Source organism: Kitasatospora cheerisanensis KCTC 2395, assembly GCF_000696185.1.
Lineage (GTDB): Bacteria > Actinomycetota > Actinomycetes > Streptomycetales > Streptomycetaceae > Kitasatospora > Kitasatospora cheerisanensis.
In genome coordinates this window covers 3165421-3181368 of record NZ_KK853997.1, presented here as the reverse complement: position 1 = coordinate 3181368, position 15948 = coordinate 3165421, and the positions used below count along the sequence as shown (strand labels likewise).

9 protein-coding genes and 1 pseudogene are annotated in these 15948 nt (G+C 73.5%); 6 read left to right on the top strand and 4 right to left on the bottom strand.

The features are described from left to right. Positions 1 to 31: 31 nt before the first annotated feature. Positions 32 to 847 (top strand): aldo/keto reductase, encoded by an 816-nt coding sequence (locus tag KCH_RS14320; protein ID WP_035863175.1) that lies wholly within the window; start codon positions 32 to 34, stop codon positions 845 to 847. 64 nt (positions 848 to 911) lie between these two features. Here KCH_RS14320 and KCH_RS14315 read toward each other — a convergent pair whose 3' ends face one another. Next, entirely contained in the window at positions 912 to 1967 is a 1056-nt protein-coding gene (locus KCH_RS14315) for a hypothetical protein (protein WP_157032053.1), read from the bottom strand. Positions 1968 to 2303: 336 nt separating this feature from the next. Here KCH_RS14315 and KCH_RS44435 point away from each other — a divergent pair, with 336 nt between their 5' ends. The 4 genes from KCH_RS44435 (at position 2304) to KCH_RS37305 (ending at position 10523) form a co-directional block, all read left to right on the top strand. Next, complete coding sequence (locus KCH_RS44435; RefSeq protein WP_035863171.1) at positions 2304 to 2960, top strand: HAD hydrolase-like protein; 657 nt, start codon at positions 2304 to 2306, stop codon at positions 2958 to 2960. A gap of 91 nt (positions 2961 to 3051) precedes the next feature. Further along, positions 3052 to 4686: an L-glutamate gamma-semialdehyde dehydrogenase gene (gene pruA, locus KCH_RS14305; RefSeq protein ID WP_035872042.1), complete on the top strand. Its 1635-nt coding sequence runs from the start codon at positions 3052 to 3054 to the stop codon at positions 4684 to 4686. Between the two features lie 294 nt (positions 4687 to 4980). Next, positions 4981 to 9921: an NAD-glutamate dehydrogenase gene (locus KCH_RS14300; protein WP_035863168.1), complete on the top strand. Its 4941-nt coding sequence runs from the start codon at positions 4981 to 4983 to the stop codon at positions 9919 to 9921. A 68-nt stretch (positions 9922 to 9989) separates the two neighbouring features. Further along, the gene (locus KCH_RS37305; protein WP_051653073.1) at positions 9990 to 10523 is read left to right on the top strand and encodes an SMI1/KNR4 family protein; all 534 of its coding nucleotides are present in this window, start codon (positions 9990 to 9992) and stop codon (positions 10521 to 10523) included. On the opposite strand, the gene KCH_RS14290 is transcribed toward KCH_RS37305, so the two are convergent. Together KCH_RS14290 and KCH_RS14285 are read right to left on the bottom strand one after the other, a co-directional pair. Then, on the bottom strand, positions 10474 to 11610 hold the full coding sequence (locus KCH_RS14290) for a sensor histidine kinase (protein ID WP_063750151.1): 1137 nt from the start codon (positions 11608 to 11610) through the stop codon (positions 10474 to 10476). The genes KCH_RS37305 and KCH_RS14290 overlap by 50 nt on opposite strands. Next, on the bottom strand, positions 11607 to 12269 hold the full coding sequence (locus KCH_RS14285; RefSeq protein WP_035872031.1) for a response regulator transcription factor: 663 nt from the start codon (positions 12267 to 12269) through the stop codon (positions 11607 to 11609). The genes KCH_RS14290 and KCH_RS14285 overlap by 4 nt, the downstream gene beginning before the upstream one ends. A gap of 70 nt (positions 12270 to 12339) precedes the next feature. Between KCH_RS14285 and KCH_RS14280 the strand changes: the two are divergent. Continuing rightward, a pseudogene (locus KCH_RS14280) lies at positions 12340 to 12792 on the top strand (D-alanyl-D-alanine carboxypeptidase family protein); the annotation flags it as partial. On the opposite strand, the gene KCH_RS14275 reads toward KCH_RS14280, so the two are convergent. Continuing rightward, positions 12675 to 15662: an FtsK/SpoIIIE domain-containing protein gene (locus tag KCH_RS14275; protein WP_425268899.1), complete on the bottom strand. Its 2988-nt coding sequence runs from the start codon at positions 15660 to 15662 to the stop codon at positions 12675 to 12677. The pseudogene KCH_RS14280 and the gene KCH_RS14275 sit on opposite strands and share 118 nt — an antisense overlap. Between the last annotated feature and the right edge of the window lie 286 nt (positions 15663 to 15948).

Genomic DNA, 15948 nt, shown 5'->3' with positions numbered 1-15948 from the left:
CACCGACCACCGACCGAAAGGCCCGACCGGCATGACCACCGTCCCCGACATCACCCTCAACAACGGCGTCCGGATGCCGCAGCTCGGCTTCGGCGTCTACCAGGTCCAGGACGAGGAGACCGTCGCCACCGCCCTGGAGGCCGGCTACCGCCGGATCGACACCGCGGCGGTCTACGACAACGAGCCCGGCGTCGGCAAGGCGCTGGCCGCCTCCGGGCTGCCGCGCGAGGACGTCTTCGTCACCACCAAGCTGTGGAACGCCGACCAGGGGTACGAGGCGACGCTGCGCGCCTTCGACGCCAGCCTGGAGCGGCTCGGCCTGGAGACCGTCGACCTGTACCTGATCCACTGGCCCGCCCCGGCCCGGGACCTCTACCTCGACTCCTGGCGGGCGATCGAGCGCCTCGCCGCCGACGGGCGGATCCGCGCCGCAGGCGTCTCCAACTTCCGGCCTGAGCACCTGACCCGGCTGATCGAGAACAGCGGGCTGGTCCCGGCCGTCAACCAGATCGAGCTGCACCCGGGCCTCCAGCAGGCCGAGCTGCGGGCCTTCCACGCCGCGCACGGCATCGCCACCGAGGCCTGGAGCCCGCTCGCCCAGGGCGCCGTGCTGGACGACCCGGCGATCACCGCGATCGCCGGACGCACCGGCCGGTCGCCCGCCCAGGTGGTGCTGCGCTGGCACCTCCAGCTGGGCAACCTGGTCATCCCCAAGTCCGCCACCCCGGCCCGGATCCGCCAGAACCTCGACGTCTTCGACTTCACCCTCACCGAGGAGGAGATGGCCGCCGTCGCCGCCTCCGACCGCGGCCTGCGCACCGGCCCCGACCCGTACGAGTTCAACTGACCCGCCCGGGAACCGCGGAGCGGCCCGCCGGAAGCCCGGCGGGCCGCTCGCGTTCGGGGGTGGATCAGGGCTGGGTGACGAGCGTGGTGCTGACGGTGGTGACGACGGGGTTGTCGGCGAGCGCGGCCGGCTGGGTGGTGGTGGTCACGCCCGTTGCGGGGTCGGTCGCCCAGAGCGCCGGGGCGCCGGTGGCCTTGATGCCGGCGGCGCGCAGGACCAGCGTCCGGCCGGTGTTCCAGCCGGAGGCGGCGATGGTGTAGGCGCCGGTGGTGGTGAGAGTGGTGCCGTCGGCGGAGAGCTTGAGGCCGGTCCACAGGTGGAGCGCGCCGGTGGTGGGGTTCCACAGGTAGGCGGCGGTGCCGTCGGCGCGCTGGGCGGTGGCCACCGTCCAGCCGCTCCAGTCCTGGGTGCCGTCGGGGGAGTCGAGCCCGGACAGGACGTTGCAGCTGGCCAGGCAGATGCCCATGCCGAAGCCCGCGTCGGTGGAGTAGCCGTTGGCGGTGGTGGAGTACAGCAGGACCAGCCGGTTGCCGAGGACGGCGAGCAGGTCGGGGTGCCCGGTGGCCAGGCCGCTGGTGTTGCCCGCGTTGGCGATCCGGGTGGCGGCGGTGCCGTCCGCGTCGGCGACCGTGAGGCCGCTGATGCGCAGCGGGGCCGACGAGGTGCCGAGCGGGCCGGTGGTGCCGTCGCCGCACATGATGCTGCCGCCGCCTGCGTTGTTCCCGGTCGGGAAGTAGGCGAGGACATCCTGGGTGCCGTTGCCGCAGAAGGCGCCGGTGACGGCCTGTGCGCCGTTCCACTCGGCCGCGTCGGGCGCGGTGCTGTAGGCCAGTCCGTTGACGCCGATGTTGGTCGCGGTGGGCCGCACCGTTCCGTTGGGCCGGCCGGTGGCCAGCCACAGGCCGGGCGGAAGGATGCCGGTGCCGCCGGGGACGATCAGATCGGGGGTGCCGTCGAGGTTCAGATCGCCGTCCTTGGCGGGCAAGGAGGTGCTGTGCGCGGCCGTGCCGGCAGGTGCCGCGTACGCCGGGGCTCCCGACAGTGCGGCGGCGGCCAGCATGCCGACCAGCAGGGCGGTGGTGCTCCTGCCGTGCCCGATGAAACGCTTTCGAGTTCCCATATTCCCTTTTCTGCCACGGGGTTCGGAGGCCGGATGTTCGGCGTCCGGGTGGTGAGTATCACGGAATGCGGATACGGGGCGACGGGATTTCGGGGGCTTCGGCCAGTGGGCCGGTCGAATTCTCCGCCGAACGGCAGGGCTCGGCGGTGGTACGCCCGCCCAGGGCGGGGGCCGGGGGCTTGTCGAAAGGTCGGCCGAATTGTCCGCAATGCGAGTCGGGTCGCCTTCTCCGGAATTCGGACGGCCGCCCTTCGGCAGGCCGGGCGGGCGCGGCGGCGGTCGTCGGACGGGCGAATTCGGTGGGAGGAGCCCTCGTCGGGGCCCTACCCTTGGCGGGTGCGTACACACATAGTCTGGGACTGGAACGGGACCCTGCTGTCGGACATGCCGGCGGTGCTGGGGGCCAGTAATGCGGCGTTGGGGCTGATGGGGATCGCGCCGATGACGCTGGAGGAGTACCGGGCGCAGTACGAGATCCCGATTCCGCGGTTCTACGAGCGGTTGCTGGGGCGGGCGCCGAGCCAGGCGGAGTGGCTGGCGGCGGACGACGCGTTCCACGTCAAGTACGTGGAGCTGTTTCCGAGCTGCGGACTGACTCCGGGGGCGGAGGAGCTGCTGGGCGGCTGGGTGGCGGCGGGGCGGAGTCAGTCGTTGCTGTCGATGTACGCGCACGAGCAGCTGGTGCCGGTGGTGGACGGGTTCGGTCTGACCCGGCACTTCGTGCGGGTGGACGGGCGGCGCGGGGCGGCCGGCGGCCGCAAGGCGGCGGAGCTGGCGGTGCACCTTGAGGCGCTGGGCGGCGAGATCGACCGCGGCCGGACGGTGCTGATCGGGGACGCCGCGGACGACGCGCTCGCCGCGCTGGAGCACGGGATCAAGGCGGTGCTGTACACGGGCGGTTCGCACACCCGGGAGAAGCTGGTGCACCTCGGGGTGCCGGTGGTGGATTCGCTGGCGGAGGCCGTCGCGGTGGCGGAGGAACTGTCCCGGTAGGCGTGTCACGGCACGTCAACCGGGCGTGGCGCGTTCACCCTGGGAGGGGAAGCACCCGCACCACCGTACGGAGCAGTTGAGCACCATGCCGATCGACGCGGTCACCACCGTCCCCACCCCGGTCAACGAGCCGCCGCTGGCGTACGCGCCGGGCAGTCCCGAGCGGGCGCGCCTGCTGCGGCTCGCGGACCACCTGGCGGGGCAGCACACCGCGCTGCCGATGACCGTCGGCGGTGAGCAGCGGCTCGGCGGCGGGGAGCGGTCCGAGGTGGTGCAGCCGCACCACCACGCGGCGAAGCTCGGGGTGCTGGGGAACGCGACGGCGGCCGACGTGCGGGACGCGGTGGACGCGGCGCTGGCGGCGGCGCCGGAGTGGCGGGGCCTGGCGTTCGACGACCGGGCGGCGGTGTTCCTGCGGGCCGCGGACCTGCTGGCGGGCCCGTGGCGCGGGACGCTGGTCGCGGCCACCGTGCTGGGGCAGTCGAAGTCGGTGCAGCAGGCCGAGCTGGACGTCTGCGAGCTGATCGACTTCTGGCGGTTCAACGTGCACTTCGGCCGGCAGATCCTGGCCGAGCAGCCGTTCTCCGGCCCGGGGGTGTGGAACCGCGCGGACCACCGCCCGCTGGAGGGCTTCGTCTGCGCGATCACCCCGTTCAACTTCACCGCGATCGCCGGCAACCTGCCGACCGCGCCCGCGCTGATGGGCAACACGGTGGTGTGGAAGCCCGCACCGGCGCAGATGCTGTCCGCGCACTTCCTGATGCGCCTGCTGGAGGAGGCCGGCCTGCCCCCGGGCGTGGTCAACCTGGTCACCGGCGACGGGCAGGCGGTGACCGAGGTGGCGCTGCGCGACCCCGCGCTGGCCGGCCTGCACTTCACCGGCTCCACCGGCACCTTCCAGCACCTGTGGCGGGAGATCGGCCGCAGCATCGGCCGCTACCGCGGCTACCCGCGGATCGTCGGCGAGACCGGCGGCAAGGACTTCCTGATCGCCCACCCGTCCGCGGACCCGGCGGTGCTGCGCACGGCGATGCTGCGCGGCGCGTTCGAGTACCAGGGCCAGAAGTGCTCGGCGCTGTCCCGGGCGTACCTGCCGCGCAGCCTGTGGCGCCGGATCAAGGACGACTTCCTCGGCGAGGTGGACGCGCTGACCGTCGGCGACGTCACCGACCTGAGCAACTTCATGGGCGCGCTGATCGACGCCCGCGCCTTCGCCCGCAACCGGGACGCCGTCGAGCGCGCCAAGGCCGACCCGCAGGTCGAGCTGCTGGCGGGCGGGCAGTACGACGACGCGATCGGCTGGTTCCTCCGCCCCACCGTGCTGCTCGGCGGCGACCGGCGCGGCGAGATCTTCTCCACCGAGTACTTCGGGCCGATCCTGGCGGTCCAGGTGTACGAGGACTCCCGCTGGGAGGACGCGCTGGACCGGGTCGACGAGGCCGCCCCGTACGGCCTGACCGGCTCGGTGGTCGCGCAGGACCGGCGGGCGATCGCGCAGGCGGTGGAGCGGCTGCGGTTCACCGCCGGAAACCTGTACGTCAACGACAAGCCGACCGGCGCGGTGGTCGGGCAGCAGCCGTTCGGCGGCGGCCGGGCGTCCGGCACCAACGACAAGGCGGGCGCGGCGCAGAACCTGCTGCGCTGGACGTCCACCAGGTCGATCAAGGAGACGTTCACCCCGCCGACCGACTACGTCCACCCGCACATGGAGTGGTCGCCCGAGTGACGTACGGGCCGTCCGGGGCGGCTTTGGACAAGGTGTCCAGGAAGGAACGATCTTCCTGCGGGATTGCGCCTCCGTGTCCCCTGACACCTTGGTTTCGTCACGTTAGGCTGGCCGCGTCGCCGGTTTCGGTCAGGCAGGCCAAACGACTTGTCGTACCCGGGCGGAACGCGGCTCATGCGTGCCATGAGCGGTTTTCCACCCTGTGCGTGCGGGAGGATTTGCCGACGGGGCCCGGCGGTGCACCCACAGTCATCACCGAGTCACGCAACGGCGCGCGACAGGAGCCAAACAGCTATGCAGACCAAGCTGGACGCAGCCAAGGCCGAACTGCTCAAGAAGGCAGCAGCAGCCGCTGAGAACAGCCAGGTGGGGGGCGCGGCGCCCGGCGAGGGGCTGAGCAACGGCGCTCTGGCCGCCTACCTGCACCACTACTACCTCCACACGGCGCCCGAGGACCTGATCGGCCGCGACCCGGTGGACGTCTACGGTGCGGCGGCCTCCCACTACCGGCTGGGCCTCAAGCGGCCCCAGGGCACCGCCGAGGTCCGGGTGCACACCCCGACCGTCGAGGAGAACGGCTGGTCGTGCGGCCACACCGTGGTCGAGATCGTCACCGACGACATGCCGTTCCTGGTCGACTCGGTCACCAACGAGCTGACCCGCCTGGACCGCGCCATCCACCTCGTCGTGCACCCGCAGCTCGCGGTGCGCCGCGACCTCACCGGCAAGCTGCTGGAGATCCTCGACACCGACGCCTGCAACCGCGCGCAGGCCGCCGGCGCCGAGTGGCCCGCGGACGCCGTGGTCGAGTCCTGGATGCACATCGAGATCGACCGCGAGACCGACCGCGAGGACCTGCGCACCATCGAGGTCGGCCTGCGCCGCGTGCTGGGCGACGTCCGCGAGGTCGTCGAGGACTGGTCGAAGATGCGCGACTCCGCGCTCCGACTGGCCGACGAGCTCGCCGAGGAGCCCCCAGCGCACCTGCCCGAGCAGGAGGTCGGCGAGGCCTGGGAGCTGATGCGCTGGCTGGCCGACGACCACTTCACCTTCCTCGGCTACCGCGAGTACGACCTGGTCGAGCACGAGGGCGAGGAGGTGCTCAAGGCGGTCGCCGGCACCGGCCTGGGCATCCTGCGCGCCGACCCGCTGAGCCACGACACCGACCACCACCCGGTCTCCGAGGCCTTCGGCCGGCTGTCCGCCCCGGTGCGCGCCAAGGCGCACGAGAAGAAGCTGCTGGTCCTCACCAAGGCCAACAGCCGGGCCACCGTGCACCGCCCCGCGTACCTCGACTACGTCGGCGTGAAGAAGTTCAACGCGGCCGGCGAGCCGGTCGGCGAGCGCCGCTTCCTCGGCCTGTTCTCCTCCGCCGCCTACACCGAGTCGGTCACCCGGATCCCCGTGGTGCGCCGCAAGGTGCAGGAGGTCATGGACGGCGCCGGCTTCTCCGGCGACAGCCACGACGGCCGCGACCTGCTCCAGATCATGGAGACCTTCCCGCGCGACGAGATGTTCCAGACCGCCGCCGCCGAGCTGCAGTCCGTCGCCACCAGCGTGCTGTACCTGCAGGAGCGCCGCCGGCTGCGGCTGTTCCTCCGCCAGGACGAGTACGGCCGCTACTTCTCCGCGTACGTCTACCTGCCGCGCGACCGCTACACCACCCGCATCCGGCTCGCCCTGATGAGCATCCTCAAGGAGGAGCTGGACGGCGACACCATCGACTACACGGTGTACGCCACCGAGTCGGTGCTGACCCGCCTGCACTTCGTGGTCCGGGTCGCCCCCGGCAACGAGCTGCCGCAGCTGTCCGACGCCGACATCGAGCGGATCGAGAACCGGCTCGCCGAGGCCGCCCGGTTCTGGATGGACGGCTTCAACGACCAGCTGCAGACCGAGTTCGGCGAGGAGAAGGCCGCCGAGCTGGGCCACAAGTACGCCACCGCGTTCCCCGACGGCTACCGCGCCGACTTCCCGCCGCGCACCGCCGTCGCCGACCTCAAGCAGATCGAGTCGCTGGCCGGCGAGGGCGACTTCCGCCTCAACCTGTACCAGCCGGTCGGCGCCGGCGACGACGAGCGCCGCTTCAAGATCTACCGGGTCGGCGGCCCGATCTCGCTGACCGAGGTCCTGCCGGTCCTGCAGCGGCTGGGCGTCGAGGTGCTCGACGAGCACCCGTACGCGCTGCGCCGCACCGACGGCACCACCGCGTGGGTGGTCGACTTCGGCCTGAAGCTCCGCGAGGGCACCGACCTGAGCGACGAGGACCGCGAGCGCTTCCAGGACACCTTCGCGGCGACCTGGCGCGGCCAGGCCGAGAACGACGGCTTCAACGAGCTGGTCCTCACCGCCAAGCTGACCTGGCGTCAGGCCGTGGTGCTGCGCGCCTACGCCAAGTACCTCCGCCAGGCGGGCTCCACGTTCTCCCAGGACTACATGGAGGACGCGCTCCGCAACAACACCCACACCACCCGGCTGCTGGTCAACCTGTTCGAGGCCCGGCTCTCGCCGAGCCACCGCTCCGGCGGCGACGAACTGACCGACGCCATCCTGGAGGAGCTGGCCGGCGCGCTCGACGAGGTCGTGTCGCTGGACGAGGACCGCATCCTGCGCTCCTTCCTGCACCTCATCAAGGCCACCCTGCGGACCAACTTCTTCCAGCACGACGCCGAGGGCGACTGGCACTCGTACGTGTCGATGAAGTTCGACCCGAAGGCCATCCCGGACCTGCCCGCGCCGCGCCCCGCCTTCGAGATCTGGGTGTACTCGCCCCGGGTCGAGGGCGTCCACCTGCGCTTCGGCAAGGTCGCCCGCGGCGGTCTGCGCTGGTCCGACCGGCGCGAGGACTTCCGCACCGAGATCCTCGGCCTGGTCAAGGCCCAGATGGTCAAGAACACCGTCATCGTGCCGGTCGGCGCCAAGGGCGGCTTCGTCGCCAAGCAGCTGCCGGACCCGTCGGTGGACCGCGACGCCTGGCTGGCCGAGGGCATCGCCTCGTACAAGACCTTCATCTCGGCGCTGCTCGACATCACCGACAACCTGGTCGCCGGCGAGGTCGTGCACCCCGTCGACGTGGTCCGCCACGACGAGGACGACACCTACCTGGTGGTCGCCGCCGACAAGGGCACCGCGACGTTCTCCGACATCGCCAACGGCGTCGCCGAGCAGTACGGCTTCTGGCTGGGCGACGCGTTCGCCTCCGGCGGCTCGGCCGGCTACGACCACAAGGGCATGGGCATCACCGCCCGCGGCGCCTGGGAGTCCGTCAAGCGCAACTTCCGCGAGCTCGGCGTCGACACCCAGTCCGAGGACTTCACCGTCATCGGCATCGGCGACATGTCCGGCGACGTGTTCGGCAACGGCATGCTGCTGTCCGAGCACATCCGCCTGGTCGCCGCGTTCGACCACCGGCACATCTTCCTCGACCCGAACCCGGACGCGGCCGCCTCGCACGCCGAGCGCCGCCGCCTGTTCGACCTGCCGCGCAGCTCCTGGGACGACTACGACAAGTCGCTGATCTCGGCCGGCGGCGGCGTCTTCCCGCGCTCCGCCAAGTCGATCGCGCTGTCCGCCCAGGTCCGCGAGCGGCTCGGCATCGACGCCGCGAAGCTCACCCCCGCCGAGCTGATGAAGGCCATCCTGCAGGCCCCCGTGGACCTGTTCTGGAACGGCGGCATCGGCACCTACGTCAAGGCCTCCACCGAGACCAACGCGGAGGTCAGCGACAAGGCCAACGACGCGATCCGGGTCAACGGCGGCGACGTCCGCGCCCGCGTCATCGGCGAGGGCGGCAACCTCGGCTGCACCCAACTCGGCCGCATCGAGTTCGCCTCCACCGGCGGCCCGCAGGGCGCCGGCGGCTGGATCAACACCGACGCCATCGACAACTCGGCCGGCGTCGACACCTCGGACCACGAGGTGAACATCAAGATCCTGCTCAACCAGGTCGTCGCCGACGGCGACATGACGGTCAAGCAGCGCAACACGCTGCTCGCCGAGATGACCGACGAGGTCGGCCACCTCGTGCTGCGCAACAACTACGCGCAGAACGTGGTGCTCGCCAACGCCGTCTCGCAGGCCGCCAGCATGGTCAACGTGCACGCCCGCATGATCAACCGGCTGGAGTCCGCCGGGCAGCTCGACCGGGCGCTGGAGTACCTGCCCACCGAGAAGCAGATCCGGGAGCGCCAGCAGGCCGGCCGCGGGCTGTCCCAGCCCGAGCTGTCCGTGCTGCTCGCCTACACCAAGATCACCCTCGCGGACGAGCTGCTCGCCACCGACCTGCCCGACGACCCGTACTTCCGGGACGTCCTGCACGCCTACTTCCCGAGCGCGCTGCGGGCCCGGTTCGCCGAGCAGATCGACAACCACCCGCTGCGCCGCGAGATCATCACCACCCTGATCGTCAACGACACGATCAACCGCGGCGGCTGCACCTTCGCGTTCCGGCTCCGCGAGGAGACCGGCGCGACGATGGAGGAGATCGCCCGCACCCACGCCGCCGCCCGCGCGGTGTTCGGCCTGGAGCAGATCTGGGACAGCGTCGAGGGCCTGGACAACCGGGTCGCGGCCCGCATCCAGACCAAGATGCGGCTGCACGCCCGCCGCTTGGTCGAGCGCGCCACCCGCTGGATGCTCGGCAACCGCCGCCAGCCGCTCGACATCGCCGGCACCATCGAGTTCTTCCACGACCGGGTCAACCAGGTCTGGGACTCGCTGCCCAAGCCGCTGCGCGGCGAGGACCTCGCCTGGTACGAGTCGGTCCACCAGGAGCTGTCCTCGGCCGGCGTCCCCGACGAGCTGGCCACCCGGATCGCCGGACTGTCCTCCGCGTTCCCGACCCTCGACATCGTCGGCGTCGCGGACCGCTCGGACGCCGACGTGATGGAGGTCGCCGAGCTGTACTACGACCTCGGCGACCGCCTGCAGATCAGCCACCTGCTCGACCGGATCATCGAACTGCCGCGCACCGACCGGTGGTCCTCGATGGCCCGCGCCGCGATCCGCGAGGACCTGTTCGCCGCGCACGCCGCCCTCACCGCCGACGTGCTCACCGCAGGCCCCGCCGGATCCAGCCCCGAGGAGCGCTACGGCGCCTGGGCGGAGCTCAACGCCAACCTGCTCGGCCGGGCCCGCACCACGCTCGACGACATAAGGGGTTCGGACAACTACGAGCTGTCCAGCCTCTCGGTCGCCATGCGGGTCATCCGCACGCTGCTGCGCACCGGTCGCTGACACCGCCCCGAAGGGGCCCCGGGCAACCCGCCCGGGGCCCCTTCGGGCGTTCCGGCACAATGACGGGCATGACGGAGGCTGAGCTCGACCGACTGTCCGCCCTGCTCGGACCACCCGACCGGCAGTCCCCGCAAGGGAGTTGGGACGCCGCCGAGAGCTACCTCGGGGTCCGGCTGCCGAGCGGCTACCGGACCTTCGTGGACCGCTGGGGCCCCGGCACCCTGGACGGCTTCCTGACCGTCTTCGGACCGGTCGACGGAACGCCGGAGGAAGCCCGCGCCCTGTGGGGCCCGTGGTACGGGTGGCGGCCGGGCCAGGAGCGGAACCCCGACTTCGATCCGTTCCCGTACCACCCCGAGCCCGGCGGCCTGATCGGCTGGGGCGCCGACAAGTACGGCGGCGCCTGGTTCTTCCTCGCCCAGGGCCCCGATCCGGACCGCTGGCCGATCGCCGTGTTCAGCGACACCGGCCAGTGGTACGCCACCCGCGGCAGCTTCCCCGAGTTCCTGCTGCGCTGCCTGGAACGCCGGGACTACCCGCTCTTCCTCGACATCACCTGGCCGCACCCGCAGCCCCGCTACCGGCCGTACCGGGCAGACTGAGCACCGCCTCCAGCCCGCCGCCCGGATTGCCGGCCAGCCGCAGCTCGCCGCCGTGCGCCTGCGCCACGGCGGCGACGATCGCCAGCCCCAGGCCGTGCCCGCGCCGCGCCGGGTCGCGCTGCGCGGTCCGGCCGCCTCCGCGCAGGAACGGCTCGGTCAGCGTGCCGATCAGCGAATCCTCCAGCAACGGGCCGGAGTTGCGCACCGTCAGCCGCACCCGGCCGGGGCGCTCCGGATCCGGGCCGGTGGCCAGCTCGACCCGGCCGCCGGACGGCAGGTTGTGGCGGACGGCGTTCTGCAGCAGGTTCACCGCCGCCTGCCGCAGCAGCACCTCGTTGCCGACGGCCGGCGCGGCCGCGAGCTCCCGGGTGATCGGCACGCCCCGCTCGGCGGCCTCGGCGGACACCGCCGCCAGCGCCTCGCGGACCGTCGCCGACAGCTCCAGCGGCGCCGACTCCGGGGAGCGGTGCGAGAGTTCGGCGAGCTGCAGCAGCGCCTCGGTGACCTCGATGCCGCGCTGATTGGTGTCCAGCAGCCGGCCCACCAGCCGCGGCCAGTCCTGCCCCGCCGGATCGGCCGCCGCGACCTGCAGCATCGTCCGGTTGATCGCCAGCGGCGTGCGCAACTCGTGCGAGGCGTTCGCCGCGAAACGCTGCTGCGCGTCAAACGAACGCTCCAGCCGGGCCAGCATCTCGTCGAACGCGTCCGCCAGCTCGGTGAACTCGTCCCGCGGACCCGCCAGCGCGATCCGGTGCCCCAGGTCCCCGCCCGACGCCCGCCGGGCCGCCGCCGTCACCTCCTGCAAGGGCCGCAGCACCCGCCCCGCCACCAGCCAGCCGCCCGCCATCCCCACCACCGTCAGCAGCGCCAGCGCGTACCCCGACGCGGCGAGCAGCGACTCCAGGATCTCCTGCCGCGAGGGCGCGTCCGACCGGTAGCGCGGATTCGCCGACGTCAGCGGATAGTTGGGGACGTACTTCATCCCGACGTACACCACCGCCAGGCACAGCACCCCGGTGGTGACGGTGAACAGCGTGTAGCTCAGCGTCAGCCGCATCCGGGCCGTCAGACGGCGCGGGCGGCTCACGACGCGTCCAGGCGGTAGCCGACGCCCGGCACCGTGTGGATCACCCACGGCTCGCCGAGCCGCTTGCGCAGACCCGAGATGGTGATCCGCACCGCGTTGGTGAACGGATCCGCGTGCTCGTCCCAGGCCCGCTCCAGCAGCTCCTCCGCGCTCACCACACCGCCGCGCGCCGCCATCAGCACCTCCAGCACCGCGAACTGCTTGCGCGGCAGCGCCACGTAGCGCCCGTCCCGGAACACCTCGCGCCGGAACGGATCCACCCGCAGCCCCGCGAACTCCAGCACCGGCGGCGCGGACTGCTCCGGCCTGCGCGCCAACGACCGCAGCCGCACCACCAGTTCGGCCAGGTCGAACGGCTTCGTCAGGTAGTCGTCCGCACCCAGCTCGAACCCCGCCACCTTCTGGTCCAGCCGCGCCGCCGCCGTCAGCATCAGCACCCGGCACCCCAGGCCCGCCGCGACGATCCGCCGGCACACCTCGTCCCCCGGGACGTCCGGCAGGTCCCGGTCCAGCACCACCACGTCGTACCGGTGCACCCCCAACCGCTCCCACGCCGACTCGCCGTCCCCCGCGACGTCGCACGCGATCGCCGCCAACCGCAACCCCGCCTGCACCGCCTCGGCGAGGTACACCTCGTCCTCGACCACCAGCACCCGCACGCGCAGCTCCACTCCTCGACACCGGAACCTCCATTGGACCCGATCCCGCATCTCGAAAACGTATCGGGAAATGCAGACGGGCTCGCAACACGGGGGCGCCTGGAATGGGGCGTGGCAGGGAGCGGAGCGGGAGGCGGAGACGGTGAAGGTCGTGCGGCGCGGGGTTGTCGGGGTGGCGGCGGTGGCGGTGCTGGGGGCGGTGGCGGCGTTCGCCGTGGACGGGCCGCGGGCGCGGGCGGGGGACGGGGAGCTGGCGGCGGGGGTGTCGGTGAGTCCGATGGACGGGGACTCGCCGGCGGTGCGGAACCTCGATCCGGCGCTGCTGGCCGCGCTGCGGAGCGCCGCCGCGGACGCGCAGGCCCAGGGCGTCGAACTGCGCGTCACGTCCGGCTGGCGGAGCCGGAGTTACCAGCAGCGGCTGCTGGACGCGGCGGTGGCCCGGTACGGCAGCCTGGAGTCGGCGCGGCGGTACGTGAACACACCGGAGAAGTCCGCGCACGTCTCGGGCAAGGCGGTGGACATCGGCCCGACGAACGCCGACGACTGGCTGAACCGGAAGGGGGCGCGGTACGGGCTGTGCCAGGTGTACGCCAACGAGATGTGGCACTTCGAGCTGCTGACCACCCCGGGCGGCCAGTGCCCGCCGCAGCTCCCGGACGCCGCCGGCTGAGCGGCGGCGCCCGGGCGGGAAGGGCTCAGCTCTCGGTGGCGCGGCGCAGTGCGGAGGCGAGCAGGGCGAGGTCGGTGGGGCCGTTGCCGAGTTCGCGGACGGGCCGGGCGGACGGCGCGGCGCCGTGGTCCTCCAGGCGCTGGGCGACGACGGTGGGCCGGAGCGTCGCGGTGCGGGGGATGCGGCCGCTGACCCGGGCGCCCTGGAAGGCGGTGACCGCGCCGTCGGGGCGGCGGAGGTAGCCGCGGCCGGGGGTGGTGCCGGGGAGGGCGGCGGCGTCGGGCAGGTCGATGAGCAGGTCGGAGTCGCCGGCCCGGTCGGTGCGCAGGGCGATCCGGAGCTGCGCGGCCTCGTCGAGTTCGGTGCCGGCGGTGGCCTCGGGATCGCCGGTGGTGGCGATGACGTGGACGCCGAGGCGGCCGCCGCGGGTGGCGGCGGCGGCCAGCGCGCGGCCAGCGGGCGGCCGCCGGGGAGGCGGGGCCGAGCAGCGCGTCGTAGTCGTCGACGACGACGATCAGGCGGGCGGGGGCGGCGCCGGCGGCCGGGGCGTCGGGGGCGCGGCGGGGTTCGACGACGCGGACCCGGCCGGCGTTCTCGGCGGGGCCGCCGATCAGCGCGGGGGCCTTGTCGAAGATCCGCCGGGTGTGCCACTCGGTGAAGCCGAGACCGTCGAACAGGGCTTCGCGGTGGGCGAGTTCGTCGAGCAGGCGTTCGGCGGCGAGTAGCGCGCCGCGCGGGTCCTCGGCGGCGTTGACGTGGTCGGTGACGTGCGGGAGGTCGGTGCAGCCGGCCAGGCCGCCGTCCCCGGCGCGGTCGCCGTCGACCATCAGCAGGGCGAGCCGTTCGGGGCTCTCGGAGACGGCCAGCGAGGCGGCCAGGCTGCGCAGCAGTTCGGACTTGCCGGAGCCGGGGCCGCCGCCGATCAGCAGGTGGTCGCCGTCCTCGGCGAGGTCGAGGGCGCAGGTCTCCTCGCCGGCCGCGCCGCGCGCGGTGCCGAGCAGGGCGGCGGCGCCGCCCGCGCCGGCGGGCAGCGCGCTCCAGCTCTCGGCGAGCCGGGCGGGGGAGAGCGACTCGGAGCGCAGCAGGTCGAGCAGGCGCAGCGCGTCGGGGAGCGGCCCGCGGGCGGCTTCGGCGTCGGCGGCCTCGCTCAGCGGGGCGAGGGTGCGGGCGAGGCGTTCGGCCCAGGCGGGGGAGACCGCGTCGAGGGCGATGTCGGCGAGGCGTTCGCGGGTGCCGCCGACCGGCCGGTCGAGGGTGAGCCGGGTGGCGACTTCGCCGGTGATCAGGCCGAACGCGCCGAGCCCGGTGGGGAGTTCGTCGGCGTCTTCGGCGAGGCAGAGGGCGAACACGCCGGCCGCGGGGCCCTGCCGGAGCAGCAGGCCGAGGGCGCGCCGGCCGGCCTCGGTGCCGGGGTCGCCGTCGACCAGGACGACGGTGGCGGGCGCGGAGACGGTGGCGGAGGCGAGTTCGGTGAGCCGGGCCTCGGCCTGCTCGGGGCCGAGGCCGTACAGCAGCCGGCAGGCCTGGCCGTGGGCGGGCCGCAGGTGGGGCAGCCACTGGGCCCAGGCCCAGTCCTCGGCGTGCTGCTCGGGGGCGACGACGACCAGGGCGAGGCCGCTGGGCGGGTGCAGGGCGGCGAGTTGGGCGAGCGCGGCGCGGGCCAGGCCGGTGAGGCGGTGGCGCGGGCCGGCCAGGCCGAGGCTGCCGGCGGTCTGCAGGTCGACGGTGGCGGGGACGGCGGGCAGCAGGGTGCCGGGGACGGTGCCGGGGCCGCCGGGGAGGTCCGCGGTGCCGAGGCGCAGGGTGAGCGCGTCGGGGTGGTCGGGGCCGCGCTCCCAGAGCCGGGGGCCGGTGCCGAGGGCGGCGAGCAGCAGGGTGGCCGGGTCGGGCCAGCGTTCGCGCTGGTTGGCGGCCTGCCGCAGGCGGGCGGTGGCGTGCTGCCGGTCGGTGTCGACGGCGGGCGGCTCGGGGCGGGTGCGGCGCAGCCAGCGGCCGCGGCCGCCGCCGGTGGCGGCGGCGGGGGTTCGGCGGCGGGAGCGGGCCGGCCGGGCGGCCGGGGCGGTGCGGGCGGTGGGGCGGGGGGCGAGCCGGAGCCGGCCCTCGCCGTCGGGGGTGGTGGTGCGGGCCGCTATGTCGGCGGGGCGGGCGAGTTGGAGGGTGGATTCGCCGATCCGCAGCAGCGCGCCGGGGGCGAGTTCCGCGCTCTCCTCGCGCAGGTAGCGCTCGTCCAGCAGGGTGCCGTTGGTGGAGCCGAGGTCCTGGACGGTGGCGTGGCCGTCGGCGGTCAGGTGCAGGGCGAGGTGGAGCCGGGACACGTCGGGGTCGTCGAGCGGCACGTCGGCCTCGGTGGAGCGGCCGATCCGGATCCGCTCGCCGTGCAGGCGGTGCACGCCGCCGGCGTCGGGGCCGCCGACGACGCGGAGTTCGGCGGCGGGGCGGCCGGCGGTGTCCTCGGTGTCCGGGTCGGGTTCGCCGAGGGCGAGGACGGCGCCGTCGATCAGCGGGGGACGGCCGAGCGGGGCCTGCTCGTCCAGCCGCTCGTCACCGGCGTACAGGTGGACGTGGGTGGCGGAGCGCGGGCCGCGGACGCCGACCGCGCCGGCCAGGGCGGTGGCGACGGCGCCGAGGGTGGTGCCGGCCGGGGCTGTGACCAGGACGTCGGCAGAGCTCCCGGGGCTGCTCGGGCCGCTGCGCGGTCGAAGGACGGTGAGCCGGATCTGCATCACGCCCGGGGTCCCTTCTGCACACGTGTGGTGCCTGCCATCCTGCCACTCGGGACGGACAGTCCGCGCACGGTACCGGATTTGACGATCTTGCGATCATCGACATGGTGAATCCGACGCCGAGTCAGGTCAAGGACGCACCGACACCCCAGGTGGCCGACAGTGCGCGCCCGGCCCGGGCAACACCTCGGAAACCCGCGCGGGCACCGTTAGAGTTGCCGAAAACCGGGAGCCCCCGCGCGCGGGCGGTTCCCCCAAGGCCCCGGCGCCGTTCACGGGAACGGGG